Source organism: Bacillus cereus group sp. MYBK15-3, from assembly GCF_051916765.1.
In the GTDB taxonomy this organism is placed as follows: domain Bacteria; phylum Bacillota; class Bacilli; order Bacillales; family Bacillaceae_G; genus Bacillus_A; species Bacillus_A cereus.
The window spans coordinates 21,920-48,414 of record NZ_JBQAHG010000014.1; the positions used below are offsets into that span (position 1 = coordinate 21,920).

The following is a 26,495-nucleotide window of genomic DNA, read 5'->3' on the forward strand; positions in this document are numbered from 1 at the left end:
CAGTCACCTCTATCCACTCTTCTTCAATGAACCTTCTTTTTTCTCTTGTTTCATAACGGTTCCTAATTCTTTTTTTGTAAATACACGTAATTTCAAAATAAAAAACATATATGTCAATCCGCCAATGGCTACACCTAACAACGCTTCAAGTGTCGCGCTTCCTCTATGTTCCGTATCAATTACTAATCCAGACATCTGTAACACACGTGTGAATATCATTAATACAAATCCCATACAGATACCACTAATTACTATCCCTAACATATTTCGCTTATTGATAAGTGACCCTGATACAGCTCTCGTAAGCAACAAAGTATTTAGTCCAGAGATTATAATTAACGCACATAAAGTCGCAAAGGCTGCACCTTTCACACCCAAATAAGGCATGAATATATAATTTAACGCTAACTTTAAGCAACCTCCAAATACAACAAATAATGCTGGCTTAAACGTTTGCCCCAATCCTTGTAAAATAGAAGCTGTCGTAATTGACAATGAACTAAATAAAATAGATAACGATAAAATAGATAAAACATCTGATCCATCACTGTTTTCAAACAACATAATATTCGTAGGTTGAATAATACAAGTTAGTCCAATAGCTGCTGCAAGTCCAATAACACATGTTATTTTCACTGCTAACTTTACCTTTTCTTGAATAAAGGAAAGATCTCCTCTTTCCTTCGCCGCTGTAATAATCGGAATAAGTGACAACGAGAAAGAAGTCGTCACAACAGTACCTAATTGCATTAGCGGAATACTTCTATCATAAACACCCTTTAATACCTTTGCATTTTCAGCCTGTTCTCCCACACCAATAAGTAAGCTGTAAAAGGACACTGAATCAGCCATCTGTATAAAAATAAGCACTAAATTACTAACACAAATCGCTAACCCCTGCCAAAAAAGGATTTTAACTATCTTCCTTTTACCCTTAATTCTCGCTGCACTTTTGAAGAATATAGAACGAAAATCTTGACGCATATACAATATAAGTACAATAATCCCAATAAGACCACCCGCAATTGAGCCTAACATAGCCCCTGCACCAACTGTATATAAATCAAATCCGTGAGCAATTAGGAATAGCGATAAAAATACAATAATAGAAACTCGAATTGTTTGTTCTATTACTTGCGAAACAGCCGTTGGCATCATATTATTAAATCCTTGAAAATACCCTCTTGCTACAGACAAAAATGGCATCAATAAGAATGAAAATGAAATAACACGTAGTAACTTATCTAAGTGTATATCGCCCATAGCTACCGCAATTGTTTCGGCCCCAAAAAACAATGTAAAGAAACCTATAAAACCAATTCCTAATAAGAACCAAAAAGATACACAAATAATTTCTTCTGCTTCTTTTTGTTTTCCCCGCTCTAATCGTTCTGCAACCATTTTCGAAATGATAACAGGAAATCCATAAGTAGCTAAAATTAAACAAAATCCATAAAACGGGTAAATTTGTTGGTAAATATAAAACCCAATATCCCCCGCTATATTTTGATATGGAATACGGTAAAAAGCGCTTAATACTTTTGTAACGAAACTTGCAATCGTTAATATAATAGCCCCACGCCAAAAGGCTTGATACTTCTTCGCTTCCATACAAGAAAACTCCTTTTTCTATTCTCACCTCTCGTATTATATCATAAAGAAAAGAACAAACTCCCTTCCCAACACGGGTAATAATGAGTTCCTACACGTTAAAAATATTCAACGAAAAAAGGTAGCAAAGTGCTACCTTCATTCAATATACATATATCTCCAAATAATTGATTTCTCAAAAAGAAAGATCATAATTAGGAAAGATTGCTACTTCTAAAATCAATATACCCTTACTGTTCCATTTGTTTCGCTAAGAAACTGGCAGCAGTATTAACCGCTTTATGCTCGATCTCGCTTATAATAGCTTCTTTTGAAAAAATAATGACGGCTCCAATCGGATCTCCGTTTGCAACAATTGGTCCAACTGTATAAGAATGAACCTTTTCTGTTACACCATCAATAATGGAAATATCACTTTCATCCGTCATAATAACAGACTTTCGTTCTTCCATCGTTTTTTCAATTAAATCGCCAACACTTTTATTTAAGTATTCTTTTTTCGATACACCTGATACTGCGATGATAGAATCTCGATCACACACAAGCACATTATGTCCTAAGCTGTCATATAAAGCATCAGCATATTCTTTTGCAAAATCACCTAGCTCACTAATTGGAGAATACTTCTTTAAAATTACCTCTCCATCGCGATCAACAAATATTTCTAGTGGGTCTCCTTCTCGAATACGTAAAGTTCTACGAATTTCCTTCGGGATTACGACCCTGCCTAAATCATCAATTCGACGTACGATTCCAGTTGCTTTCATTCTAATGCTGCCTCACTTTCTACTGATGATCAAAGTGGTGAATTTACCTGTTCATGTAAAAATCACCAACTGTTAGATATAGTATTTTACACATTAGTTCTTCTATGCACGTCGAATTGTATTTTTTTATCTTATTTTAGGCATTTATTACTTCTTTTTTTACATCTGGTAAGCCTTTTAATAAATTTTCAGCAATCGTTAACCACTTCGATGTCTCTAAGCCATTTGTTTTCATAACAATTTTCAATTGTGATCCTTCCATTCCTAAACCGATCATACGTCCAAAACTATTTCCGAGCATGAATAATTTTCCACCATCAATATTTTGACTTGCTTGTTCAGAAAACAGGAATGTTACTTCAAATTTATTCTGCTTAATTAATTCAATTTGTTCTTTCATTGCCAACACTTTAATATTTGCAATTTGTAATAAATAACCAACTTCTTGTGGATAATCGCCAAATCTATCGATCATTTCTTCCTGCAATTCTTCAATATCCTCAATTGCAGAAACACCTCTAAATTGTTTATACATCATAATTTTTTGCTTACTATCTGAAATATAAGCATCTGGTAAGTATGCATCTACCTCTAAGTCAATTTCAACATTAACTATATTTTCAGCACCATCTGTTCCTCTACGCTGTTCAATTGCATCTTTTAACATTTGAGAATATAGATCAAATCCGACAGAATCAATAAATCCATGCTGTTCTGCCCCTAACAAATTACCTGCTCCACGAATAGATAAATCTCTCATCGCAATTTTGAAACCAGATCCAAGTTCCGTGAACTCTTTAATTGCTTGTAGACGCTTCTCTGCAACCTCTGACAGCACTTTGTCACGTTTATATGCAAAGTATGCATATGCAACACGATTAGAACGTCCAACACGCCCACGAAGCTGATACAACTGTGATAATCCCATACGATCTGCATCAAATACAATTAACGTATTTACATTCGGAATATCTACACCCGTCTCAATAATTGTTGTACTTACAAGAACATCATGCTGTCCTTCTAAAAATGATAGCATAACAGACTCTAATTCGCTTTCGTTCATTTTCCCATGTGCGTACGTTACGCGGGCATCTGGAACTAACATCGAAATTTCATCTGCTTTTCTTTCAATATCCTCTACACGGTTATATAGGAAGTAAACTTGACCACCTCTTGCAAGCTCTCGCTCTATCGCCTCTCGCATTAACGCTGGATTATACTCGACTACATACGTTTGGACTGGGAAACGATTTTCTGGTGGTGTCTCAATAACAGATAAGTCGCGCACACCAAGCATAGACATATGAAGCGTCCGCGGAATCGGAGTTGCCGTTAATGTTAATACGTCAACATTCGCCTTCAATTGTTTAATTTTTTCTTTATGTGTCACACCAAATCTTTGTTCTTCATCAATAATAAGAAGCCCTAAATCTTTATAAGTAACATCTTTAGATAAAATACGATGTGTTCCGATTACAATATCTACTGTTCCATCCTTTAAGCCCTTAATTGTTTCATTTTGTTGTTTCCTCGTACGGAATCTACTTAATAAGCCTATATTGATTGGATAATCTTGAAAACGCTCTCGAATTGTTTCATAGTGTTGCTGCGCAAGAATCGTTGTCGGTACTAAAATTGCAACTTGTTTTTCATCCATAATCGCTTTAAATGCCGCACGAATAGCCACTTCAGTCTTTCCATACCCTACATCACCACAAAGGAGCCTATCCATCGGGCGTCCGCGTTCCATATCTTTTTTAATCTCGTCAATAGAACGTAACTGATCCTCTGTCTCTTGGTATGGGAAAGATGATTCGAACTCTTGTTGTTCTGCCGTATCTGGCGTATATGCATAGCCTTTTGAAGCTTCGCGCTCAGCATATAGTTTAATTAGGTCATCCGCAATGTCTTGTACAGATTTTTCAACTTTCGTTTTAACCTTTTTCCAATCATTCCCACCTAATTTGTAAACTTTCGGATCCTTACCTTCAGATCCTACATATTTTTGAACTTGATCAATTTGTTCAATTGGAACGTATAGCTTATCATTACCTTGATATTTAATATTTAAATAATCTTTATGAACACCATTAATCTCTAATGTCTCAATACCTAAAAATTTACCTATACCATGATTTACATGAACTACATAATCTCCAACTTTTAATTCCGAATAACTTTTAATACGTTCAGCATTCGATAGCTTTTGTTTACGTTGTGATTTTTTAACTTTCTTATGAAAAAGCTCCTTTTCAGTAATGACAACAAGCTTTTGCATCGGCATTTCAAATCCTGCATGTAAATCACCTACAGCAATTTGTAACCTTCCAGGCAATAAAATATCTGTACCTTCTACAATATCTGCCTCAATATCATAATCACTTAAAATATGTTGTAATTTTTTCACACGTTCATCATCTGTTCCGAGTACAACAGTCGTAAAATGCCCTTCATTCCATCTATCAATTTCTGTTTTTAACAAATTCATCTGTCCATGGAAATCTTGCATTGTTTTACATGTTACATTAACAATATTTTGCGGATGTGTGTGTGCGATATGACGCAAGAATAACGTTAAATATACAAAACTTCTTTTTTTATGATGAAGAAACCCCTCGAATGGGTGAGAGAAAGATAAATCTTGAATAATTGTTCCTTCACCAAGAAGTGATATATACCATTCCGCCTCTTCTGTTTCAAGATGTGATGCTGTTTCTTGAATACGGGAAATCTCATCTAAAATTACAACACCATCTTCTGGTAAATAATCTATCAGACTAGCAGGTTCTTTATAGAAAATAGATAAGTATTTAAACATCTGTTCTATACTTTGCCCGTTTTTCAACATCTCAATTTCATGACTTACCGTCTCAAGCACTTTAGTCTTTAGTTTATCATCAGAAAGTTTTTGCATCGTCTTAGTCAAGCCTTCTTCAAGATGCTGAATTCCTGATTTTAATTCTTCCTGTGAAAATAAAAACTCTGTTGCCGGACCAAACCTAACGTTTTCTTTTTTACCTTGAGAACGCTGTTCATCCACATCAAATAATCGAATAGAATCGACTTCTGTATCAAAGAATTCAATACGAAATGGTAGTTCTTCAGTTAAAGGATAAATATCTAATATTCCCCCACGCAAACTGAACTCCCCTGGAGCTTCTACCATCGACTTACGTTCATAGCCAATATGATGTAAAGTATGCAAGAGCGCATCTAAATCAATCTCTTGCCCTAGATTGATTTCAACTTGCTTTTGCTTCCACAATTCTTTTATTGGTAAAAATCTACGCAATCCTGCCACTGGCGCTACAATGATTCCATTCTCTCCCGCAGCCAAGCGATTTAACACTTCTATACGTTGCGCCTTCAATTCTGGACTTGCAACTCCAATTTCCGATGCTATCAGTTCATTCACTGGATATAACCACACATCTTTTTCACCAAGTAACGCCACTAAATCTTCATGTACTTTTTGTGCTTGGTATAAGTTATGTGTCACGATTAATTGTGATTTTTTTGTTTTTTTATATAAAGCCGCCATTAATAATGAACGAGAAGACGTTGCCATCCCTGATATAAGTTGTTCTTTTAACCCATCTTCTAACCCATTAATAACCGATTGTATCTCTTCATTTTTATAAAATTGCTCTAATAAACCTATCATTTTTAAAACTCCTCTCAACATAAAGAGCAAGTCATTCTATTTTATGCAAATATTTTGGAAAAGGAAAACAGAAAAATGCTTTGGACATGCCAAAGCGACAACATTTTATTGCAGAAATTTTTCATACTCATAATACTCAGGATAAGATGCGAGCGTTTCTTGACACGATTCACAAATCGTTTTTATATATATATTTCCATTCTCATGAAAATGAATCATTTCTACTACTTCTTGCTCCGTTAGTTGAAATAAAACGTCGCTATATACTTTTTCTGCGTTAATGGAGCCTACATTACCTCCGCAGTGTCTGCAATAATAATACCCTTCCATACTAGCCTCCTAAAAATTCAATTACTACTAGTATGGGTAAAACAAAAGAGAAATATTCCCAATCTCATTTTTAACTATTGAAAGTATTCATGATTTGAAGAAAAGGCTTATTTAGCCACTCTTCACATGCATCCGCTGCTTTTTCAATAGAATGGTTAACATCCGGAATCTCTTCAGATGTAAAGCGTCCTAATACATAATCGACTACCTTCATTCCATTTTTCGGGCGATCAATTCCCATACGGATACGTTGAAATTCTTGTGTTCCTAAGTGCGAAATCGTTGACTTTACACCATTATGTCCACCAGCACTACCTTTCATGCGAAGACGCAATTTACCTACAGGAATGTCTAAATCGTCGTACATAACAACGAAGTCCTCAACATCAATTTTATAATAATCCATAAGTGGACGAATACTTTCCCCAGATAAATTCATGTATGTTAGCGGCTTTAATAAGATTACCTTTTCTCCATTAACAAACCCTGCACCAAATACACCTTTAAATTTTTGTTCATTCAAAGAAATGTTCCAACGCTTCGCAAGTTCATCAATGGCCATAAATCCAATATTATGCCTTGTTAATTCATATTCTCTACCTGGGTTCCCAAGTCCTACTATCAATTTCATTCTTGTACCACTACTTTCTTTTTTCGATACGAAAAGACGTAACCAATTTTGGTTACGTCTCATTCTATCCAATTAATTGAATAATACACTCACAGATTCTTCTTCGTATACACGAATGATTGCTTCTCCGATTAATGGAGCAACTGAAAGTTCATGTACTTTGTCGATTTTCTTCTCTTCTGGTAATACGATAGAGTTCGTTACAACTAACTCTTTAATGTTTGAATTTTGAATACGCTCAATTGCTGGACCAGATAATACTGGGTGTGTACAGCAAGCATATACTTCAGAAGCACCGTTCTCAACAAGAGCGTTTGCTGCTAATGTAATTGTACCAGCTGTATCAATGATGTCATCAATTAAAATCGCTGTTTTGCCTTCAATATTACCGATAATGTTCATTACCTCTGAAACGTTCGGGCGAGGACGACGCTTATCAATAATAGCGATTGGCGCTTTTAGACGATCTGCCATTTTTCTCGCACGAGTTACACCACCATGATCAGGAGACACGATTACGATATCTTTAAGACCTTTTGTTTCAAAGTAATCAGAAAGAATCGGTACACCCATTAAGTGGTCGATTGGGATATCAAAGAACCCTTGAATTTGTGGAGCATGTAAATCTAGAGTGATTACACGAGTTGCACCTGCTGTTTCAAGCAAGTTTGCTACAAGTTTCGATGTAATTGGTTCACGAGAACGCGCTTTACGGTCTTGACGCGCATAACCATAGTAAGGAATAACAATATTAATTGTTTTCGCAGATGCACGTTTTAATGCATCGATCATAATAAGTAATTCCATGATATGTTCGTTTACTGGGAAGCTTGTAGATTGAATAATGAATACATCGCAACCACGGATACTTTCTTCAATGTTAATTTGAACTTCTCCATCACTAAAACGATCAACAGAACATTTTCCTAGTCCTACTCCAATATGCTTTGCAATCTGCTCAGCAAGTTCCTTATTAGAGTTTAAAGAGAATACTTTCAAATTAGAATTTAGATATTGAGTCGACATCTAGATTAACCCTCCACATTATTATGATTTTTTCTTATTCAGCAATTGATCAACATAGTCTTCTTTGTTAACTTGACGTGCACGTGCTACCGATAATGCTTTTGATGGAACATTCTCTGTAATTGTAGAGCCTGCCGCCACATAAGCACCATCTTCAACTGTTACTGGAGCAACAAGGTTTGAATTACATCCAATAAATACCCCATTACCAATCACAGTTTTGAATTTATTCTTACCGTCATAGTTCACCGTAATTGAACCACAACCAAGATTCACGTCTTCTCCAACTTGTGCATCCCCGATATAACTCAAGTGTGAAGCTTTACTTCTATTACCAAAGACAGTTTTTTTGATTTCCACGAAGTTTCCAACGCGTACTTCGTCTCCAATAACTGAATCTGGGCGAATATGTGCAAATGGACCAACCGATACTTCTGTACCAAGCTTACTATCATGTACAGTAGATTGTCGAATTGTCGTACGATCTCCAATTTCACTATCGCGAATTACTGTATGCGGTCCAATTTCACAATCAGAACCAATTACAGTGTTCCCCTCAATAATTGTTCCTGGATGAAGAACTGTATCGCTACCGATAATTGCATCAGCAGAAATATAAGTGTTACTTGGATCAATAATTGTAACACCATTTACCATGTTCTTTCGGTTGATACGGTTTTTCATAATAATTTCCGCTTGCGATAGAGCGACTCTGTCGTTAACACCTAACGTTTCATCGAACTGCTCTGTTTGATAAGCTGATACGATATGACCTTCATTTTTTAAAATCTCAATAACATCTGGAAGGTAATATTCACCTTGCACGTTATCATTTGAAACTTTAGAAAGTGAAGCAAATAAAGCCTTATTATCAAAACAATACGTACCTGTATTGATTTCTTTAATAGCTAATTCTTTCTCATTTGCATCTTTATGCTCAACAATCTTTTCAACATGACCATTCTCATTACGAACAATACGGCCATATCCAGCAGGCTCTTCTATGTATGCTGTTAGCACCGTCGCCATTGCTCCTGCTTCTTTATGTTGCTGAAGTAATGCTTCCATTGTTTCAGCAGTTATTAGAGGCGTATCACCACAAATAACTAAAGTTGTTCCTTCTTCATTTGCAAGTACACTTGCAGCTTGATCTACAGCATGTGCTGTACCAAGTTGTTCTGCTTGTAATGCAAATTCACTTACGTTCCCTAGCTGTTCTTGTACCATTTCAGCACCATGTCCAACAACCGTTACAAGTTTCTGCAATCCTAATTGAGATACTTGATCGACTACGTGTTGTACCATAGGTTTTCCACATACAGGATGCAGCACTTTGTATAGCTTAGACTTCATACGTGTGCCTTTACCTGCAGCTAGAATCACTGCAAATCTGTTTGACATATAGACCCTCCATCGCAACCTATTTATCCATTAAAGATATTATCCTAAATCATCATATATTTCAAGAAACACATTTTAACTATTAAATTTTACCATAATTCTTATAAGATGTTTTACTCTTTAGTATCTTTTTTAAGAAATAAGCTATACTATTTAAAATGATTTTGAAAAAATTAGTAGTTTCTTCTTTTTATGTTAATAAATTATACAGTTTCCAAATATAAAGCAAAAAAAACAAACCCCTGTAAATGCTTACAGGAGTTTGCTACAAAATTATAAGGCTTTTTGTCAAAAGCCCTTTTCATTCGAATTTTACGAAGCACCTGCTTCTTCAAACTCAACCTCTTCTAACTCGCCTAAACGATGATACTCTGTTAAAACCGCATCTTGAATTTTAGAGCGTGTACCAGAATTAATTGGATGTGCAATGTCACGGAACTCTCCATCTGGAGTACGTTTACTTGGCATTGCTACAAATAATCCATTATTACCATCAATTACACGAATATCATGAACAACAAATTCATGGTCTAGAGTAATAGAGGCAATTGCTCTCATGCGGCCTTCTGTGTTTACGCGGCGTAATCTTACGTCAGTCACTTCCATCTTGTGTTCACCACCCTTTTCTAAATAAGCGATATATTTGTATAAATTCCACAAATTTTCTATTTTCCCTTTAATTTTTTAAAAATTTTTAAGATAAAAATTTTTAAAGTAGTTGAATATAGAGATTAGTGGAGGTTATCGCTTACAAAAGGTTACTTAACTAGGGCGATTACTTCAATTTCAACGGAAACATCTTTCGGTAATTTTGCTACTTGCACACAAGATCGAGCTGGTTTATGAGTAGAGAAATAAGAGCTATACACTTCATTCACAGCATTAAAATCATCCATGTCCTTTAAAAATACTGTTGTTTTTACGACTGTATCAAATGAAGCACCTGCTTCCTCTAATACCGCTTGTAAATTTTGAAATACTTGTTCTGTTTGTACTGTTACATCTCCTGTTACAAGCTCCCCATTTGCCATCAATGGAATTTGTCCTGAGCTATAGAACATGTTATTTACAATAATCCCCTGTGAATAAGGTCCAATTGCTTGTGGTGCCTTGCTTGTTTGAACAACTTTCATACTTTTCACCCTTTTATTATTTATTTTACTCTTTAAAAATAGTGTACGAAAGGCAGTTTGTCCATCTATTTTATAATCTATAAATAAAATAAAAAAGATAGAGCTATCTGCTCTATCTTTTATTCCGCCTCTACAAGCCCTTCATCAAATGGTGCAAGAGAATAATTCCCTTTTTCCACTTGAATCGTTTTTTCTTTCACATCAACTTCCGATAGACGAATTAATGATACAAAATTATTAATTAGTCGTTCTTCAATATCTGTGGATTCTACTAATACACCAATACCAACAACATTAGCCTTGAATTCTTCTAGCATACTCATCATACCTTGAATTGTTCCGCCAGCTTTCATGAAGTCATCAATAATTAAAACATTCGACCCTTCTGGAAGACTGCGTTTTGCTAACGTCATTGTTTGAATTCGTTTAGAAGAACCCGACACATAGTTAATACTAACAGTCGGACCTTCTGTTACCTTATTATCTTTCCTTGCAATTACAACTGGTACATCTAAGTAATTTGCCACTGCATAAGCAAGTGGAATCCCCTTCGTTGCCACCGTCATAACTGCATCAATTGGTTGCCTAGCAAAAACAGAAGCAAACAAACGACCTGCGCCATTAATATGGCGAGGATTACTCAATAAATCTGTCATGTATAAGTAACCGCCAGGCAAAATACGATCTGGGTTTTCAAATAAGCCACAAAGCTCATCAATAATTAGATCTGCCTCTTCTTCACTTATATACGGTATATATTTCACTCCTCCTGCTGCTCCTGGTATCGTTTGCAATGTGCCGACCCCTTGTTGTTCAAACGTTTGCTTAATAATAACTAAATCTTCACTAATGGAAGACTTAGCCGATTGATACCTTTCAGCAAAAAAAGTGAGAGATACTAGCTGACGAGGGTTTTGTAGCAAGTAATAAGTCATATCGACTAATCTTGTACTTCTTCTAATTTTCATACTCTCACCTCAAATCACGAATATTCTAAACAAATCATAACGTATTATACGTCTTTATTCAAGCGTTTCTCGCTCTCCTAATAAACGTACCGCATAGACTTGTTCACAAAATCCTTTTAATCCGTTATAAATGCGATGCATTCGTGAATCATGGTGTACAAGTCCAAATACAGTTGGACCACTTCCACTCATTAATACAGCATCCGCTCCAAATCGCTTCATCTGTGATTTAATACGGGCAACTTCAGGATGCATTCCAAATGTTACATCTTCTAAAACGTTACCAACAGTATCACAAATTCCTTTATAATCACCAGAATTTATGACATCAACCATTTTATCTACATTTGGATGTGTAACTCGATTTAACTTTAAATTTCCATACACATCAGCAGTAGATACACCTATATGTGGTTTCGCTAAAATAACCCAACAAGAAGGCGGAGTCTTTATATGCTCAATTTTCTCTCCTCTTCCAGTGGCAATTGCTGTGCCTCCGTATACACAGAACGATACATCTGATCCAATTTCTGCACCAAGCTCTGCTAACTCATCAATTGTAAGCCCTAAATTCCATAATTTATTAAGACCACGTAATGTCGCTGCTGCATCACTACTTCCACCTGCTAATCCAGCTGCTACTGGAATCGTTTTTTCAATAGTAATAGATACACCTTTTTTTACATTAAACTTCTCTTTTAATAATTTCGCTGCCTGATAAGCTAAATTTCGTTGGTCGTCTGGGACATACCGATTATGGGATAAAATTTCAATACGGTCTTCTGCTAATTCCGTTAGTTCTAGACGATCTGCTAAATCAATGGTTGTCATAATCATTTTCACTTCATGATATCCGTCTTGTCTTTTTCCCAGTACATCTAACGACAGATTAATCTTTGCTGGTGCTTTCACTAGTAGCTTCAATCTATTCACCCACTCTATGTACTCAATCTTTTATCGTTTATTTTACCATAAATTTATAGTAAGACGATGACACTTCCCTAATTATAACGAAAAGCATTCAGAATGAAACTACTTATGTAAAATGATGGCACCTTTTAGAGTACAAAAAGCCGAGGAATGTCTCCTCGGCTACCGTAGCACAGAAAGTATCTTACAACTACTGGTTTCGTTTCATTAATTGCTGTTCTGCAATTTCTATAGCACGTTTCACCATGTTACCAGCATCTTTCGCACGAATTCCGCCCCATCCTTCTTTCTGAACAACATCATAAAAGCCAAGCTCTTTTGCTAGCTCTTCTTTAAATTGGTTTGACATGACACCTCTTCGTCTACTCAATGCAGAGTCCCTCCTTATTTTGCTACGGTATAGTTAGTATGCAAAATAATATAGCTTTTCATTTATGGGAATATATGTAATGATATATGGATTATAAAATGACCTCATTATGAGGGTCTCCATAAAATGTTAACTCTACTGTCTCTGTTAAAACATCTGCATAACTATAAGATACACGTTGCAACGCATCTTCTTGTTGATCCAATTGTACAACAAAAACGGAACGGTATGTTTCTGCTAGTACACCTGATTGCTCCACAGTTTTTCTTCTTCCACTATTTGCTTTTAACATAAGTCGCTGTCCAAGATGGTGATCTAATTCGCTTTTAATTTCATCTAAACGTTTTGACATATACTTCGCTACACCTCGCTGTAATTTAGATTGAACACTTAAAGCACGATATATCTATCCTAATTATTAACCGCGATTCACAGCTAATATCATCCTGCGTTTGAATAGATAGAAGAAATACTATATTGTAAAAGTATCATTACGTAGTCTTTACGTTCTTACCTCTTTTTATCCAAATTCATTTAAATCCTTCCATACAAAAAAGCAAGATACATATGTACCCTGCTTACTCTTCGTAATGTTGAAAAGGTAATCCCGTTCGTAAAATCCCTCTCGTTTCAATTCCACCTAGTCCCTTTTCACCAGTAATTGTATTACGTACGACATCCCATACATTGACTCTCTCCATAAATGAAGTAAAACTAATTTTACCAACTACATATACAGGATCTAGTGCATGAATATTAATTCTAGATGGTGAACTAGCGAAATTGGCCCCTGCACGAATTAGTGCCTCAAAATGTGATTGACATGCCCCAGCAAAAATAACAAGTTGATCCAATGATGGATATTTTTTTCGCACTTCACGAACAGCCTGTACAAAATGCCTTGAATGCCTATATGCCGCTAAATCTCCCTTCACTCCTTTTGATTTTGTATATGCATCATGTCCTGTAATAACGAGAATGTCTGGGCGAAAGTGATCTATTAAGTCTACTACTTTTTCATGCATCTCCGTTTCTTTACAATGAATACCTTGAACAGGAACGCCAATTTTATTATATAAATCTAAGCACTTGCGCAAATATAAAGGGTCTCCATCTATATGCAATACACGTCCCGGCATTTGAAAATAATTTACCTCACTTGTGTATCCACCAGTTGAAGTATGTTCATGCCTTTGTTTCATCAGTACATAATCTTGTTGAAACAAACGATACGTGCGCTCCATTGTTTCTTTCTCACGCTTCACCCTTTTTTTATGTTCTCTTTGATCTATACTAATTAAATCTTCAAGTGGCGCATCCGCCACCAGTCTAATTTCTTCTCCAAACAATATAGCTATCTCGCCTTTTATTTCTATAATACGAAAAAGAATATCCCTCTTATGAGAATATCGTTCCACTAATTCTCCAACATGTAAAACCATTCTCCTACCTCCAAACTCATTAGGCCATCTTACCTGTTTTTAAAGTATGAATTTAGAGAGAGAAAGGTGACAAAAGGGACAGTTCAACTTGAACTGTCCCTTTCATATTCTTATGATAATTTATGAAGAACTAATGCATTACTTAATGTTGCAAACTCTTCAATAGATAGCGTTTCGCCTCTTCGCTTTGGATCAATTCCTACTTCTGTTAAAATTCGATTCAATAACTCCTTATCTTTCGGGAAACCATTTAAATTATTTGATAAATTATTCATTAAAGTTTTACGGCGCTGTGCGAAACTTGCTCGTACTACTTCAAAGAAGAACGTTTCATCTGTCACCTCTACAACCGGTTTAGGACGCTTTAGAAGGCGGATAATTGCAGAATCAACGTTTGGCTGTGGTACAAACACTGTACGCGGTACAGTCATAACTGTTTCAACCTCTGTATAGTACTGAATGGCAATCGATAAAGAACCATACTCTTTCGTTCCAGGTTTAGCAGCTAAACGATCTCCAACTTCTTTTTGCATCATAACAACAAATCCACGAACTGGTAACTTTTCTTCAAGCAATTTAAATAAAATTGGCGTTGTAATATAGTACGGTAAGTTAGCTACTACCATTACATCTTGCCCTTCTTCAAATTGCTCATTAAATACTTCATGTACATCTGCTTTTAGTACGTCTTTATTAATAACTGTAACATTACCATATGGCGCTAACGTCTCATCTAAAATTGGTAATAGTCTTTGATCAATTTCAAAAGCCACTACTTTTTTAGCACGCTTCGCTAATTGCTCTGTTAATGCACCAATACCTGGTCCAATTTCAATTGCACCACTTTCTGAACCAATTTCTGCATGATCGACAATACGATTTAATACATTTGTATCAATTAAAAAGTTTTGTCCTAAACTTTTTTTGAATGAAAATCCATACTTTTCAACAATGTCTTTTGTACGATTTGGCGTTGCGATATCCTTCATTTTTTTTCCTCCTGTATTACTTGCTTATAAGCTTCTGCAAATGATTCCTTTGAAACTTGAAACATCTGTAATCGTTTATGTAACTGTTTTGCATTTGTATAACCAATCTTTAATAGCTTACCCATTCTTTCTCTGCGGCTCTTTGCCATTTCTCCGCCCACTAAGCCTGCATCGACTAAATCACTCCAACTAATTTCACTTGTGTAAGCTTCCATTTCTTCATGTATATTCTCTAGAGCACGGCGAATCGACTCATTAGAAGCATGTTCAATCCCAACACCCTTTTTCCTTTTAGCAAGCGCTTCTTCCTTCGGTAAAAAAGCATGCTTACAGCCAGGAACCTTGTCAGAAATAATTTTTCGAATACGCTCTCCAGGATAATCCGGATCTGTGAAAATAATAACGCCCCTTTTTTGCTGCGCTAATTTAACTTGCTCAATAACATGATCACCGATTGCTGAACCGTTCGTTTCAATTGTATCCGCATCAACAGCACGCTTAATCGCAACTGTATCATCTTTACCTTCTACAACGATAATCTCTTTTATTTTCATGCTTGCCTCCACACTCATTTCGTCTCTACTTAGTAAAACAAAAAAATGACGACTTTTCCATTATTATTTTCCCCATTCTTATATTTTAAAAAATAGAATAGAAAAATCTTTGTTCCCTGTCCTTATTGTAACACTTCATCATTCACATTTATTTTCTTCATTACTTCTACTAGTTTTTCTCAAAATAAAAAAGAACAGGTTTCCCCCGTTCTTTTTATTCAACACCAAATAAAACTTTTGCATTTTTAGTTGTCATTTCTGCTACTTCCTCATAAGAAATTCCTTTTAAATTCGCAATTTCTTCTGCTACGAGTTTTACATAACTCGGTTCATTTCGTTTCCCGCGAAATGGATGCGGCGTTAAATAGGGACAATCCGTCTCTATTAACAATTTCTCTAATGGAATCTCCGTAGCAACTTCTTTCGGTTTCTTAGCGTTTTTAAATGTAACTGGTCCACCTAACGAAATTAAAAAGTTCATATCAACACATCGCTCTGCTACTTCTACGCTACCGCTAAAGCAATGCATAATGCCTCCTACTTCAGCTGCATTCTCTTCTTCTAGAATATCGACAATATCTTGAGTTGCATCGCGGTTATGTATAATAATCGGCAAATTTACTTTTTTCGCTAATGCAATTTGTTTACGAAATACTTCTTTCTGTATTTCTTTTGGAGACTTATCCCAGTGATAATCTAAGCCCATTTCTCCAAGTGCAACGACTTTAGGATGAGAAGCAAGTTCTTCTAACCAAGCTAAATGTTCTTCTGTCATGTCGATTGCATCAACTGGATGCCAGCCAACCGCAGCGTAAATAAAATCATAGGCTTCAGCTAATTCCATCGCCTTTTTTATCGTTACTTCATCAAAACCAACAACAACTGTATAAGTAACTCCCGCTTCTTTCATTCGGGCAATAACCTCTTGCAAATCTTCTTCGAATTGCTCTGCATTCAAATGTGAATGTGTATCAAACAACATAATACATAACTCCTTTTATATTGAAATCAAGTTTATTCTACAAAAATAAGTTCTTTAATAACTTAACGATAACAATACTACAATCTTAATGCAAAAATAGAGAGTGTAAAAAGAAAAAAGACGCTTCACACATGTTACACGTGAAACATCTCTTTTCTTGTCTTAATTACTTGATTTTTGTACCATTTGGTAGATTTTGGTCAATTGATGCTAATGACAATACGCCATTCTCTTCACCCGCTAAAATCATACCTTGCGATAATTCACCGCGTAATTTTACAGGTTTTAAGTTTGTTACACAAATAACCTTTTTACCTTTTAAGTCTTCCGGCGAATAGAATTTTGCAATTCCAGAAACAACTTGACGCTTTTCTGTGCCTAAGTCTAGTTGAATTTTTAACAACTTGTCTGCTTTTTTCACAGGTTCAGCAGATAGTACTTCAGCTACGCGTAATTCTACTTTAAAGAAATCATCAATTGTAATTTCTTCTGCCTTCGGTTCTTCTTCTTTTTTCTCTTCTACTTTAGGAGCAGAGCTTTTCATTTGTTCTTTAATGTACTCTACTTCCACTTCCATTTCTAAACGAGGGAAAATTGGGTTTCCTTTTTCTACTTTTGTTCCAGCTGGAATGCAGCCAATTGTAGATAGACTTTCCCAAGATTTATGAGCTTCATCAATAAGGCCAAGCTGAGCAAACATCTTGCTTGGTGCTACTGTTAAGAATGGCATAAGCATAATACCTGTTTGACGAAGTACTTCTGCTAAATGAGCCATTACAGAAGCTAACTTTTCACGATCATTCTCATCTTTTGCTAATACCCATGGTTGTGTTTCATCAATATATTTATTCGTACGACTAACTAGTTGCCAAATAGATCCTAACGCTACAGAGAACTCCATATTCTCCATTGCTTCTTCTACTTTTTTCAAAGTATCTTGTGCAAACGCTACTAACGTTTCATCAAATTCCGTCACATTTTCTTTAAATGCAGGGATTTCTCCGTTAAAATACTTATCAATCATAGCTACTGTACGATTTAATAAATTACCTAAGTCATTTGCTAAGTCGAAATTAATACGCTCCACAAATCCTTCTGGTGTGAATACACCATCAGATCCAAATGGAACTTCACGAAGTAGGTAATAACGTAATGCATCTAATCCGTAACGATCGATTAATGTAACTGGATCTACTACGTTTCCTTTTGACTTACTCATCTTTCCATCCTTCATTAAAATCCAGCCATGAGCAAAGACTTTCTTCGGAAGAGGTAAATCTAATGCCATTAAAATTATCGGCCAATAAATTGTATGGAAACGAACAATTTCTTTCCCAACTAAATGCACATCTGCAGGCCAGAATTTTTTATATTTCTCTTCATTTGCTGTTCCATAACCTAACGCCGTAATATAATTAGATAATGCGTCAACCCATACGTAAATAACATGTTTTGGGTTACCAGGAACACGAACTCCCCAGTCAAATGAAGTACGAGAAACCGCTAAATCTTCTAATCCTGGTTTAATAAAATTATTAATCATTTCATTTTTACGAGACTCCGGCTGAATGAAATGTGGATTATCTTCATAGAACTTTAATAGTCTGTCGACATATTTACCCATTCTAAAGAAATAAGATTCTTCACGAACAAGTTCTACATCATGACCACTATCTGGGCTTTTTCCTCCAACTACTTTGTCGCCTTCCATAATTGGATCTACTAATTGATGCTCTGTATAGAACGTCTCATCTTGTACAGAATACCAACCTTCATATTCATCAAGATAAATGTCACCTTGATCTACTAATTGCTTAAAGATTTTTTCGACAACATCTTTATGACGATCTTCAGTTGTACGAATAAAATCATCATAAGAAATATCCATCTTCTCCCAAAGCTCTTTAATTCCCGCAACAATGTTATCAACATATGCCTGTGGCGTAATATTTAACTCTTCTGCTTTCTTTTGGATCTTCTGTCCATGCTCATCAGTTCCTGTTAAATAATGCACATTATAACCTTGCATACGCTTATATCGTGCCATCGCATCTCCTGCTACTGTCGTATAAGCATGTCCAATGTGTAATTTTCCACTTGGATAATAAATTGGGGTAGTAATATAAAAGGACTTATTTTCCTCTGTCATTGTTTTGGACCTCCCGAATAACCTCATATGTATTTATAAACAGTATATCAAAAACTCATATATAAAGTGAAACTTTAATCAGTAGGGTTTTTGTTCCTCCCCACTAATTATTAGCCCACATTAATTGGGCTTTTACGAGCAACCCAAATCTAACTTATCTTCTTTACGCCAACCTAATTTTAAATTTAGGTCTTAATACTCGATATCTTTATCATCTATTGCTCATATTTCACAAAAATATACAATCTCCACTTTAAATTTATTATTTTTTCAGAAAATAATGTAAATAATTGTGGAATTTCCTCTCAATCTATTATATATAAGAAATAAGAAATCTATAAATCTTTTTAAAAAATATAGAATTTAAGAATTGACGGAAATGTAAATGATTGGTATCATATGTCCATAGGGTATTTTGTCGAAAAATGACGAATCTAAAAATAGACTCGAAACTTATAAACTATTTATTTAGGAGGAAAAAAATTATGAAATCTACTGGTATTGTTCGTAAAGTTGATGAATTAGGTCGTGTAGTAATTCCAATCGAATTACGCCGTACTTTAGGTATTGCAGAAAAGGACGCTCTTGAAATCTATGTTGATGACGAAAAAATCATCTTAAAGAAATATAAACCAAACATGACTTGCCAAGTAACTGGTGAAGTATCTGACGGTAACCTTTCTTTAGCTGAAGGTAAAATCATCTTAAGCAAAGAAGGCGCTGAGCAAATCTTAAACGAACTTCAAGATTATATCGAAACAGCAAAATAAGCTTCTCAATTATGAGAAGCTTATTTTTTATCGACATGATAGATTTGATATACATCTCTTTTCGACAAATCTCGATCTTTAGCGACTGTTTTAATCGCTTCTTTTGAATTCATACTTTTTTCATTTATATAATATTCAATATGATCATATACCGAAAGAGATTCCCACCATTGTTCTTCTGGAGCAGGTTCTTCTGTTGAACCAGCTACTAAAATACAAAACTCACCACGTACTTCATTTTGCTTCGTCCACTCAATTGCTTCTTCGATTGTCCCTCGAATAAATTCCTCAAATTTTTTAGTTAACTCTCGACATAATACAATCTCTCTATTTCCCAACACTTCCTGCATCGAAATTAAAGTATCGTCTAAACGATGAGGCGCTTCATAAAACATCATTGTAGTTTGTACATAACGAAGCTTTTCTAACTCCATCTTTCGTTCCTTTTTGTTTCTCTGCAAGAAACCATAGAAATAAAACTGCTTTGTTTCAAGACCGGATGCAATTAATGCTGTAAGGGCTGCATTTGCTCCAGGAAGCGGAATTACATGATATTGCTCAGCTACTGCCTCAACGACAATATCGTAACCTGGATCAGAAATACACGGCATACCAGCGTCGCTAACAAGTGCTACATTCTTTCCATCCTCTAATTTCTCTAATAGTTTCTTCCCACTTACTTCTTTATTGTGCTCATGATAACTCGTAACAGGTGTTTCAATTTCAAAATAATTACAAAGTTTTTTCGTTTGTCTCGTATCTTCAGCAGCAATTAAATCAACTTCTTTTAAAATTCGGATTGCACGAAATGTCATATCTTCTAGATTTCCAATAGGAGTTGGTACTAAATATAAAACTCCCTTTTCATTTTGTTGAAAGCTTTTTTGTTGCCACATAGCGTTCTCCTTTTTGCATATATGCCTCTTTTTGTTTTCTCGTTAATTGCTTAAAGTAATACTCCGCTTGCATAGCTGTACGCTTATCATCGTGGGTCTCTACATATTTTAAAACAACAGGAAGCCTGACGCGTGTATACTTAGCCCCTTTGCCGCTATTATGAGTCTGAATTCTCTTTTCTATATGGTTTGTATATCCAGCATAATAACTTCCATCAGAGCACTCTACCACATAAAAAAAGTGCTTATTCTTCTCCATATAAAATTGAACGTAGCTCCTTTGTATATTCGTTATTGTTCTCATATACAACGAGAGGCGGTAAAATTTTCAAATCTGCATTTCCATCCTTAATTCCTTCAATTAACAATGTATTTGCTTCTTTTCCAACCTTAGGATAAACAAATTGCACACGCTTTGGTTCAATTTTATATTTACGCATTAATGTGACAATGTCTAGTAATCGCCCTGGACGATGTACAAACGCTACTTTCCCACCTTGTTTTACTAACTGACTACTTACAGATACAACATCTTCTAATGTACACATAATTTCATGACGAGCTATCGCTAAATGTTCATTCATATTTTTCTCTGAAGTTTGAGGTGTTTGAAAATATGGTGGATTACATGTAACAACATCATATTGATGACGCCCAAGTTTCTCTGGCATACCTTTCAAATCTCCATGTATGAGGTGAATTCTTTCCTCCAACCCATTGTATTGAACACTTCTTACTCCCATATCATATAAGCGTTCTTGAATTTCCACCCCAGTAATATTTCCTTTTGTTCTTGTACTTAATAGAAGGGGAACAACCGCGTTACCTGTACACAAATCAAGTAAATTCCCCTTTTGAATTGGTACCCATGCAAAATCTGCAAGTAAAACGGCATCTAAAGAAAAATTAAATACTGATGGGCTTTGTATAATCTTCATGTCTTGTGCTAATAAGTAATCTAAACGTTCATCTTCATATAAATTCATATACTGCTCCTTTTCTTACCCTTAACCTACCCTATTTCATGTATAAAAAATTACCTTTCCAATTATAATTGGAAAGGTAATTTCACTTTTTATTTAAGAATGACAGACAGAATAAACAATCTCCCTCTTTACGTACACTTCCATAATGTAGATTGCAAATATGAAAACCTTCTTGATACAGTCTCGCTAAATTGTCATAGCCTTCACCAATATCTGTTTTCGGCTTCACTTCTTTACGTTTTTGAGTTTTTTGTTTTTCTTTATTCTGCACTTCTTCAAAACGGTGTCGCAAATTGTTATTTTCCATTTTTATATGCTGGTTTTCTTCCAACAACTCTGCAAGATGCTGTTTTAACTCTCCCAACTGTTTATATAAATGTCCAATTTGCTCTTCCATACTAGAAACCGATTCAAAAATATCTTTTTTCTCCACAAGCACCCACCTCATTAATCTGTGGTTTGACTCGAAACGACCCCTTTATTCACTAACTCATCTAACGTATATTCTACTATCCGTTCCTTGTCTACTAGTTCCACTTGAATTAATCTTTCTAAAATATTTAATCCGATAACACGGCCAGTACCATGCGGGGTTTGTATACGTTGATCTAAATCAGGAAGTTGTTCCTTTGCTGCCTCATATTCATCATTCTCATATTTTAAGCAACACATTAAGCGACCACATAAACCAGAGATTTTTGCAGGATTTAATGATAAATTTTGATCCTTTGCCATTTTAATGGATACAGGTTCAAAATCCCCTAAAAAAGTAGAACAACAAAGCATACGACCACATGGACCAATACCACCTAGCATCTTCGCTTCATCACGAACACCAATTTGTCTTAGTTCAATTCTTGTTCTAAAAATTGCGGCTAAGTCCTTCACTAGTTCGCGGAAATCGATCCGACCATCCGCAGTAAAATAGAAAATAATCTTATTACGATCGAATGTATACTCTACATCTACAAGTTTCATATCAAGATTATGCTCTACTACCTTTTGTTGACAGACTTGATATGCTTCTTTGGCAGCATGTTTGTTCTCTTCAACAATGGTACGATCATTTTCATTTGCAATACGAATAACCTTTTTTAGCGGTAATACAACGTCGTTTTCATCAACTTGTTTTTTGGTAATAACTACTTTTCCGTATTCAATACCTCTTACCGTTTCTACAATGACAAACTCATTTTCAGAGATATCGAACTGGTTTGGATCAAAGTAATATACCTTTCCGGCCTTCTTAAAGCGAACACCTACTACATCATACAAAACGGTCATCCCTCCTGCAACCGCAACACTAACTGTTCGAACACAAGCTGCGCATTTACATTAGCGTTGATTCTATTTTTTGCCTCTAATATATTAAAGAGAGCTGATACAATGCGCTTCTGAGCATAGGAAAACGATTCAAACATCTCTTTCTGATCATGAAAAACAAGACGATCTTCTTCTCCAAGTTGAACATATAATAAATCCTTATAAATAAGGAGTAACATATCTAAACCTTGCTGTAATTGTTCTTTCTCTCCAAAGTGTTTTCCCCATTTTTCTTGTACAAAAAAAATAGAGGTTTTATCTTTTTCGAGCGCTTCACATAATTTTATCACTAAAGCTCGTGCTTGTGCAAACCATTCATCACTACATAAAGCTAAAGCTTCATCAAAACTATTTGTAAGTTGAGCAGCAAGTGTCGATAAAGATGCTGTAATCCCTTCATCCTGTAATCTTCTAATTAAAGATTCCGTAGGTAACGGTCTAAACGTAACAACTTGGCAACGAGATAAAATCGTATTTAAAATTTGATGACTTTGTTCAGTAAGTAAAATAGCAGTTGTATCACTACTTGGTTCTTCTAAAAATTTCAAAAGTGTATTTGCCGCATTTGCTGTCATACGATCTGCGTGCTCAATAATATATAATTTTTTATTTGCCTCTAATCCTGTTTTTGAAAACTCTTCTTGTAAATCATGAATTTGCTGCTTTTTAATAGATAATCCGTCTGGTTTTACAATATGTAAGTTAGGGTGGTTACCTGAATCAATTCGCTTACAGTTTGTACATACATGGCAGGGCTCTACCCCATTCCGCTCAGAACAGAGGAAACTCTTTGCCATTTGAATTGCTGTCGCAAACTTTCCTGTCCCTTTCCCTCCCTCTAACAAGTAAGCGTGGGATATACGCTCTTTTGCAATGCTATTCATCAACATTTTTACACCGATGGGTTGTATAGCAGAAAGCTGCTCCCACGTCTTCGTCATAATGCATACCTCACTTATTTCATTCTTTCCTTCTATTATAACAATTTATCTTCTATAATCTGAACAACTTCTTCTATAAGTTTTTCCATCGGCTGATCAGCATTTACCAATACAATACGATCCGAGAAACGTTCTACAACTTGTAAATACCCTTCGCGCACACGTTTATGGAAAGAGATATCTTCCATATCTAGTCGATTTACTTCACGTCCTGCATCTTTTTCAATCCGAGCCAAACCAACCTCAGGCTCAATGTCTAGATAAATTGTTAAACTAGGCATACAGTCCTCTGTTGCGAAACGATTTATTTCAAATACCTTATCCATACCCAATCCTCTTGCATAGCCTTGGTATGCTAAAGAGCTATCTATAAAACGATCACATAACACGAGGTAGTTCTCATTAAGTGCTGGCATAACTTTTTCTACTAAATGTTGTCTGCGCGCAGCAGCATAAAGAAGCGCTTCTGTACGTGCTTCCATCATCGTATATTCTTGTTTATGTAAAATCGTCCTAATGTCCTCAGAAATTGCAATACCGCCTGGTTCCCTTGTCGCCATTACCTTTTGTGCTTTTTTTTCAAAATATGGCAATAAGCTTTTAATTAACGTTGTTTTACCTGAACCTTCTGGGCCCTCAATTGTTACAAATAATCCCTTCATCCTAAAACCTACTTTCTATATCATACACTTTCATATATTTCGTATTACATTGAAAACGAGCCCCTGCTCTCTCTAAATACATAATTTGCTCTTTATGCTCTGAAGTAATTCTCTCTCCATACATAATCAATGGAATTCCAGGTGGATACGGAATTACCATTTCCGCCGCTATCATTCCAACAGCATCTTCTATAGATACTATCTTTGTTTCATATCCATCTAGTTGTTTATACGTATACGGTAAAAGAGAGAATTCACCTTTATAAGTATAACGAATAGATTCCCTCTTGTCTTTCACCTCATAATGTTGCAATGCTACTCGGATCATCTCTATAACCTTCATATATCCCCCATTTACTTGTAAGGGTAAAATAAATAGGACATTGTACGGATCAGCCATCTCTGTATATATACCGACCTTTTCAAATACAGACTGTAATTCGTACCCTGATAACTGACAACGAGTTTGTACGGTGACCTTTAACTCATCTTGCAACGGATATTCTAAAATGGCGATTTGAGGAATAGAACGTAATTGTTCCTTAAATTTTCGTAAGAACTCAACAATTTCACTGTGACCTTCTTCTTTTATACGCGCCATTGTAAAGCGTGCTATATCCAAGGAAGCCATAATTGGATACGATGGACTACTAGATTGTAGCATACTTAAATAAGTAGTAACCTTCTCTTCGTCTACTAAGTGACTATTTATATGTAAATAGGAACCCATTGTCATTGCGGGTAATGTTTTATGTGCAGAATGAACTACAATATCTGCACCATATGTTAATGCTGACTTCGGGAATGGTTCTCCCAAGCACAGATGTGCCCCATGTGCCTCATCTACCAAAACAGGTATTTTATGTGCATGTGCAAAAGCGATGCTTGCCTCTAGATCCATCCCCATACCATAATAATTAGGATGCGTTAAAATGAGCGCTTTCGCATTTGGATACTTTTCAATTGCTTTCTTAATAATTTCGTTACGAACTCCCACCGGTACGTTATAAGCTTCATCAATCCATGGATCTAAAAAAATGGGATTTGCTCCCGCAAGTTTTAAAGCATTAATAATTGATTTATGGCAATTTCTTTGTACAAGAACAATATCATGTTCCCCGCAACAAGACAAAATCATTGCTAAGTTCCCGACTGTTGAACCATTAATTAAAAAATAGCTCCTCTTTGTATTATAAACTTCAGCCAATAATTGTTGTGCCTCATCTATACATTCAAACGGACTATGCAAATCATCTAGTCCTGCTAACTCAGTTACATCAATAGATAGAATATCTTTAAACTCTCTTATTGCCTCCTGAGGGAAGTTTAAACCATTCTTATGACCTGGAACATGAAAAGATAACGGCCCTCTTTCTTTAAACTCTATTAACGCCTCATATAAAGGCATACGATTTTGATTCATCTACATCTCTTCCTTATTATTCATTCTCTATCTATTATACAGAACAAAAAAAATAATAGGCATATGCCTATTTAAAAATATGATACTTCTAATTTTCGAAGCTGCTTTAAATAATGTATATATTTCGGATCATCTGTCTCTGTATTCACCATATCCTTTTCACATTCATAGCATATTAAATTATTATAAACATATATACCTTCTTTTCTTTTCGTCTCACAAACAATACAAACTTCACTTTGTAATTTCATAACCTTCCCTCCCTATTTAAGTGAACCTATTTTATACTTCTAATCCTTAACAATTTACAGAAAAATATACACCCATCTTTTATATAATATGATTAACTCTTGGGCAACGTGTTTGTATTACCATTACTTCTTTCCCATTCTTTTTAACAATACAAAAAAACACAAGTCAAATGACTTGTGTTTTTAGTTGCTTGGCGACGTCCTACTCTCACAGGGACAAGGTCCCAACTACCATCGGCGCTAGAGAGCTTAACTTCCGTGTTCGGTATGGGAACGGGTGTGACCTCTCTGCC

28 protein-coding genes and 1 rRNA gene are annotated in these 26,495 nt (G+C 35.4%); 1 reads left to right on the forward strand and 28 read right to left on the reverse strand.

Annotation, left to right across the window (positions count from 1 at the left end; all coding sequences use genetic code 11):
• Nucleotides 1-9: 9 nt before the first annotated feature.
• The 18 genes from ACTFR8_RS29620 to metG all read right to left on the reverse strand — a co-directional run bounded on the left by ACTFR8_RS29620 (nucleotide 10) and on the right by metG (nucleotide 18,950).
• Nucleotides 10-1,611, reverse strand: a complete 1,602-nt coding sequence (locus ACTFR8_RS29620; RefSeq protein WP_000387592.1) for a putative polysaccharide biosynthesis protein — start codon at nucleotides 1,609-1,611, stop codon at nucleotides 10-12.
• Between the two features lie 230 nt (nucleotides 1,612-1,841).
• The gene (gene spoVT / locus ACTFR8_RS29625; RefSeq protein WP_000648302.1) at nucleotides 1,842-2,378 is read right to left on the reverse strand and encodes a stage V sporulation protein T; all 537 of its coding nucleotides are present in this window, start codon (nucleotides 2,376-2,378) and stop codon (nucleotides 1,842-1,844) included.
• A 136-nt stretch (nucleotides 2,379-2,514) separates the two neighbouring features.
• Nucleotides 2,515-6,045, reverse strand: coding sequence for a transcription-repair coupling factor (gene mfd, locus ACTFR8_RS29630; protein WP_000579678.1), 3,531 nt, complete (start codon nucleotides 6,043-6,045; stop codon nucleotides 2,515-2,517).
• A 105-nt stretch (nucleotides 6,046-6,150) separates the two neighbouring features.
• Entirely contained in the window at nucleotides 6,151-6,375 is a 225-nt protein-coding gene (locus tag ACTFR8_RS29635) for an anti-sigma-F factor Fin family protein (RefSeq protein WP_000399438.1), read from the reverse strand.
• Between the two features lie 70 nt (nucleotides 6,376-6,445).
• Nucleotides 6,446-7,006 (reverse strand): aminoacyl-tRNA hydrolase, encoded by a 561-nt coding sequence (gene pth / locus ACTFR8_RS29640; RefSeq protein ID WP_000767702.1) that lies wholly within the window; start codon nucleotides 7,004-7,006, stop codon nucleotides 6,446-6,448.
• A 72-nt stretch (nucleotides 7,007-7,078) separates the two neighbouring features.
• The gene (locus tag ACTFR8_RS29645) at nucleotides 7,079-8,032 is read right to left on the reverse strand and encodes a ribose-phosphate diphosphokinase (protein ID WP_000107420.1); all 954 of its coding nucleotides are present in this window, start codon (nucleotides 8,030-8,032) and stop codon (nucleotides 7,079-7,081) included.
• 21 nt (nucleotides 8,033-8,053) lie between these two features.
• A complete protein-coding gene (gene glmU / locus ACTFR8_RS29650) occupies nucleotides 8,054-9,433 on the reverse strand; it encodes a bifunctional UDP-N-acetylglucosamine diphosphorylase/glucosamine-1-phosphate N-acetyltransferase GlmU (RefSeq protein ID WP_000071039.1) in 1,380 nt (459 codons plus the stop codon).
• Nucleotides 9,434-9,745: 312 nt separating this feature from the next.
• Nucleotides 9,746-10,039, reverse strand: a complete 294-nt coding sequence (spoVG, locus tag ACTFR8_RS29655) for a septation regulator SpoVG (RefSeq protein WP_000454041.1) — start codon at nucleotides 10,037-10,039, stop codon at nucleotides 9,746-9,748.
• A gap of 152 nt (nucleotides 10,040-10,191) precedes the next feature.
• Nucleotides 10,192-10,566: a RidA family protein gene (locus ACTFR8_RS29660; RefSeq protein ID WP_000869811.1), complete on the reverse strand. Its 375-nt coding sequence runs from the start codon at nucleotides 10,564-10,566 to the stop codon at nucleotides 10,192-10,194.
• 119 nt (nucleotides 10,567-10,685) lie between these two features.
• Entirely contained in the window at nucleotides 10,686-11,534 is an 849-nt protein-coding gene (gene purR, locus ACTFR8_RS29665) for a pur operon repressor (RefSeq protein ID WP_000702466.1), read from the reverse strand.
• Between the two features lie 54 nt (nucleotides 11,535-11,588).
• Nucleotides 11,589-12,458: a 4-(cytidine 5'-diphospho)-2-C-methyl-D-erythritol kinase gene (ispE, locus tag ACTFR8_RS29670; protein ID WP_000772104.1), complete on the reverse strand. Its 870-nt coding sequence runs from the start codon at nucleotides 12,456-12,458 to the stop codon at nucleotides 11,589-11,591.
• A 196-nt stretch (nucleotides 12,459-12,654) separates the two neighbouring features.
• Entirely contained in the window at nucleotides 12,655-12,834 is a 180-nt protein-coding gene (gene sspF, locus ACTFR8_RS29675) for an acid-soluble spore protein SspF (RefSeq protein WP_002094215.1), read from the reverse strand.
• Between the two features lie 91 nt (nucleotides 12,835-12,925).
• Entirely contained in the window at nucleotides 12,926-13,186 is a 261-nt protein-coding gene (veg, locus tag ACTFR8_RS29680; RefSeq protein WP_000044347.1) for a biofilm formation stimulator Veg, read from the reverse strand.
• A 226-nt stretch (nucleotides 13,187-13,412) separates the two neighbouring features.
• Nucleotides 13,413-14,276: a sporulation peptidase YabG gene (gene yabG, locus ACTFR8_RS29685; RefSeq protein WP_000242868.1), complete on the reverse strand. Its 864-nt coding sequence runs from the start codon at nucleotides 14,274-14,276 to the stop codon at nucleotides 13,413-13,415.
• 110 nt (nucleotides 14,277-14,386) lie between these two features.
• Nucleotides 14,387-15,265, reverse strand: a complete 879-nt coding sequence (gene rsmA / locus ACTFR8_RS29690) for a 16S rRNA (adenine(1518)-N(6)/adenine(1519)-N(6))-dimethyltransferase RsmA (RefSeq protein WP_252209749.1) — start codon at nucleotides 15,263-15,265, stop codon at nucleotides 14,387-14,389.
• On the reverse strand, nucleotides 15,262-15,819 hold the full coding sequence (gene rnmV / locus ACTFR8_RS29695) for a ribonuclease M5 (protein ID WP_000692835.1): 558 nt from the start codon (nucleotides 15,817-15,819) through the stop codon (nucleotides 15,262-15,264). Before rnmV ends, rsmA begins: the two co-directional genes overlap by 4 nt.
• A gap of 214 nt (nucleotides 15,820-16,033) precedes the next feature.
• Nucleotides 16,034-16,801: a TatD family hydrolase gene (locus ACTFR8_RS29700; RefSeq protein ID WP_000895843.1), complete on the reverse strand. Its 768-nt coding sequence runs from the start codon at nucleotides 16,799-16,801 to the stop codon at nucleotides 16,034-16,036.
• Between the two features lie 166 nt (nucleotides 16,802-16,967).
• Nucleotides 16,968-18,950, reverse strand: coding sequence for a methionine--tRNA ligase (gene metG / locus ACTFR8_RS29705; RefSeq protein ID WP_000134134.1), 1,983 nt, complete (start codon nucleotides 18,948-18,950; stop codon nucleotides 16,968-16,970).
• Nucleotides 18,951-19,435: 485 nt separating this feature from the next.
• Between metG and ACTFR8_RS29710 the strand changes: the two genes are divergently transcribed.
• A complete protein-coding gene (locus ACTFR8_RS29710; protein ID WP_000843036.1) occupies nucleotides 19,436-19,720 on the forward strand; it encodes an AbrB/MazE/SpoVT family DNA-binding domain-containing protein in 285 nt (94 codons plus the stop codon).
• 20 nt (nucleotides 19,721-19,740) lie between these two features.
• On the opposite strand, the gene rsmI is transcribed toward ACTFR8_RS29710, so the two are convergent.
• From rsmI to rrf, 10 genes are all read right to left on the reverse strand, one after another.
• Nucleotides 19,741-20,616: a 16S rRNA (cytidine(1402)-2'-O)-methyltransferase gene (rsmI, locus tag ACTFR8_RS29715; protein WP_000267821.1), complete on the reverse strand. Its 876-nt coding sequence runs from the start codon at nucleotides 20,614-20,616 to the stop codon at nucleotides 19,741-19,743.
• Complete coding sequence (locus ACTFR8_RS29720; protein ID WP_000414350.1) at nucleotides 20,585-20,875, reverse strand: GIY-YIG nuclease family protein; 291 nt, start codon at nucleotides 20,873-20,875, stop codon at nucleotides 20,585-20,587. The genes rsmI and ACTFR8_RS29720 overlap by 32 nt, the downstream gene beginning before the upstream one ends.
• Nucleotides 20,862-21,602, reverse strand: a complete 741-nt coding sequence (locus ACTFR8_RS29725) for a tRNA1(Val) (adenine(37)-N6)-methyltransferase (protein WP_100619403.1) — start codon at nucleotides 21,600-21,602, stop codon at nucleotides 20,862-20,864. The genes ACTFR8_RS29720 and ACTFR8_RS29725 overlap by 14 nt, the downstream gene beginning before the upstream one ends.
• Nucleotides 21,603-21,684: 82 nt before the next feature.
• Nucleotides 21,685-22,035, reverse strand: a complete 351-nt coding sequence (yabA, locus tag ACTFR8_RS29730; protein WP_000412063.1) for a DNA replication initiation control protein YabA — start codon at nucleotides 22,033-22,035, stop codon at nucleotides 21,685-21,687.
• Between the two features lie 14 nt (nucleotides 22,036-22,049).
• Nucleotides 22,050-22,877 carry a PSP1 domain-containing protein gene (locus ACTFR8_RS29735; RefSeq protein WP_000272429.1) on the reverse strand — a complete coding sequence of 276 codons (828 nt, stop codon included), beginning with the start codon at nucleotides 22,875-22,877 and terminating at the stop codon, nucleotides 22,050-22,052.
• A gap of 5 nt (nucleotides 22,878-22,882) precedes the next feature.
• Complete coding sequence (gene holB, locus ACTFR8_RS29740; protein WP_000169563.1) at nucleotides 22,883-23,866, reverse strand: DNA polymerase III subunit delta'; 984 nt, start codon at nucleotides 23,864-23,866, stop codon at nucleotides 22,883-22,885.
• A gap of 35 nt (nucleotides 23,867-23,901) precedes the next feature.
• The gene (tmk, locus tag ACTFR8_RS29745; RefSeq protein WP_000677214.1) at nucleotides 23,902-24,528 is read right to left on the reverse strand and encodes a dTMP kinase; all 627 of its coding nucleotides are present in this window, start codon (nucleotides 24,526-24,528) and stop codon (nucleotides 23,902-23,904) included.
• 1 nt (nucleotide 24,529) lies between these two features.
• Nucleotides 24,530-25,951: an aminotransferase class I/II-fold pyridoxal phosphate-dependent enzyme gene (locus tag ACTFR8_RS29750; RefSeq protein WP_001075294.1), complete on the reverse strand. Its 1,422-nt coding sequence runs from the start codon at nucleotides 25,949-25,951 to the stop codon at nucleotides 24,530-24,532.
• 71 nt (nucleotides 25,952-26,022) lie between these two features.
• Complete coding sequence (locus ACTFR8_RS29755) at nucleotides 26,023-26,202, reverse strand: sigma factor G inhibitor Gin (protein WP_000776279.1); 180 nt, start codon at nucleotides 26,200-26,202, stop codon at nucleotides 26,023-26,025.
• Nucleotides 26,203-26,391: 189 nt separating this feature from the next.
• A 5S ribosomal RNA gene (gene rrf, locus ACTFR8_RS29760) occupies nucleotides 26,392-26,495 on the reverse strand; the annotation flags it as partial.

What these genes read in the sequence shown, in the direction of transcription:
- ACTFR8_RS29620 (WP_000387592.1), bottom strand. Translation starts at nt 1,611, where the DNA reads ATGGAAGCGAAGAAGTATCAAGCCTTTTGGCGTGGGGCTATTATATTA.
- spoVT (WP_000648302.1), bottom strand. Translation starts at nt 2,378, where the DNA reads ATGAAAGCAACTGGAATCGTACGTCGAATTGATGATTTAGGCAGGGTC.
- mfd (WP_000579678.1), bottom strand. Translation starts at nt 6,045, where the DNA reads ATGATAGGTTTATTAGAGCAATTTTATAAAAATGAAGAGATACAATCG.
- ACTFR8_RS29635 (WP_000399438.1), bottom strand. Translation starts at nt 6,375, where the DNA reads ATGGAAGGGTATTATTATTGCAGACACTGCGGAGGTAATGTAGGCTCC.
- pth (WP_000767702.1), bottom strand. Translation starts at nt 7,006, where the DNA reads ATGAAATTGATAGTAGGACTTGGGAACCCAGGTAGAGAATATGAATTA.
- ACTFR8_RS29645 (WP_000107420.1), bottom strand. Translation starts at nt 8,032, where the DNA reads ATGTCGACTCAATATCTAAATTCTAATTTGAAAGTATTCTCTTTAAAC.
- glmU (WP_000071039.1), bottom strand. Translation starts at nt 9,433, where the DNA reads ATGTCAAACAGATTTGCAGTGATTCTAGCTGCAGGTAAAGGCACACGT.
- spoVG (WP_000454041.1), bottom strand. Translation starts at nt 10,039, where the DNA reads ATGGAAGTGACTGACGTAAGATTACGCCGCGTAAACACAGAAGGCCGC.
- ACTFR8_RS29660 (WP_000869811.1), bottom strand. Translation starts at nt 10,566, where the DNA reads ATGAAAGTTGTTCAAACAAGCAAGGCACCACAAGCAATTGGACCTTAT.
- purR (WP_000702466.1), bottom strand. Translation starts at nt 11,534, where the DNA reads ATGAAAATTAGAAGAAGTACAAGATTAGTCGATATGACTTATTACTTG.
- veg (WP_000044347.1), bottom strand. Translation starts at nt 13,186, where the DNA reads ATGTCAAAACGTTTAGATGAAATTAAAAGCGAATTAGATCACCATCTT.
- yabG (WP_000242868.1), bottom strand. Translation starts at nt 14,276, where the DNA reads ATGGTTTTACATGTTGGAGAATTAGTGGAACGATATTCTCATAAGAGG.
- rsmA (WP_252209749.1), bottom strand. Translation starts at nt 15,265, where the DNA reads ATGAAGGATATCGCAACGCCAAATCGTACAAAAGACATTGTTGAAAAG.
- rnmV (WP_000692835.1), bottom strand. Translation starts at nt 15,819, where the DNA reads ATGAAAATAAAAGAGATTATCGTTGTAGAAGGTAAAGATGATACAGTT.
- ACTFR8_RS29700 (WP_000895843.1), bottom strand. Translation starts at nt 16,801, where the DNA reads ATGTTGTTTGATACACATTCACATTTGAATGCAGAGCAATTCGAAGAA.
- metG (WP_000134134.1), bottom strand. Translation starts at nt 18,950, where the DNA reads ATGACAGAGGAAAATAAGTCCTTTTATATTACTACCCCAATTTATTAT.
- ACTFR8_RS29710 (WP_000843036.1), top strand. Translation starts at nt 19,436, where the DNA reads ATGAAATCTACTGGTATTGTTCGTAAAGTTGATGAATTAGGTCGTGTA.
- rsmI (WP_000267821.1), bottom strand. Translation starts at nt 20,616, where the DNA reads ATGTGGCAACAAAAAAGCTTTCAACAAAATGAAAAGGGAGTTTTATAT.
- ACTFR8_RS29720 (WP_000414350.1), bottom strand. Translation starts at nt 20,875, where the DNA reads ATGGAGAAGAATAAGCACTTTTTTTATGTGGTAGAGTGCTCTGATGGA.
- ACTFR8_RS29725 (WP_100619403.1), bottom strand. Translation starts at nt 21,602, where the DNA reads ATGAATTTATATGAAGATGAACGTTTAGATTACTTATTAGCACAAGAC.
- holB (WP_000169563.1), bottom strand. Translation starts at nt 23,866, where the DNA reads ATGACGAAGACGTGGGAGCAGCTTTCTGCTATACAACCCATCGGTGTA.
- tmk (WP_000677214.1), bottom strand. Translation starts at nt 24,528, where the DNA reads ATGAAGGGATTATTTGTAACAATTGAGGGCCCAGAAGGTTCAGGTAAA.
- ACTFR8_RS29750 (WP_001075294.1), bottom strand. Translation starts at nt 25,951, where the DNA reads ATGAATCAAAATCGTATGCCTTTATATGAGGCGTTAATAGAGTTTAAA.
- ACTFR8_RS29755 (WP_000776279.1), bottom strand. Translation starts at nt 26,202, where the DNA reads ATGAAATTACAAAGTGAAGTTTGTATTGTTTGTGAGACGAAAAGAAAA.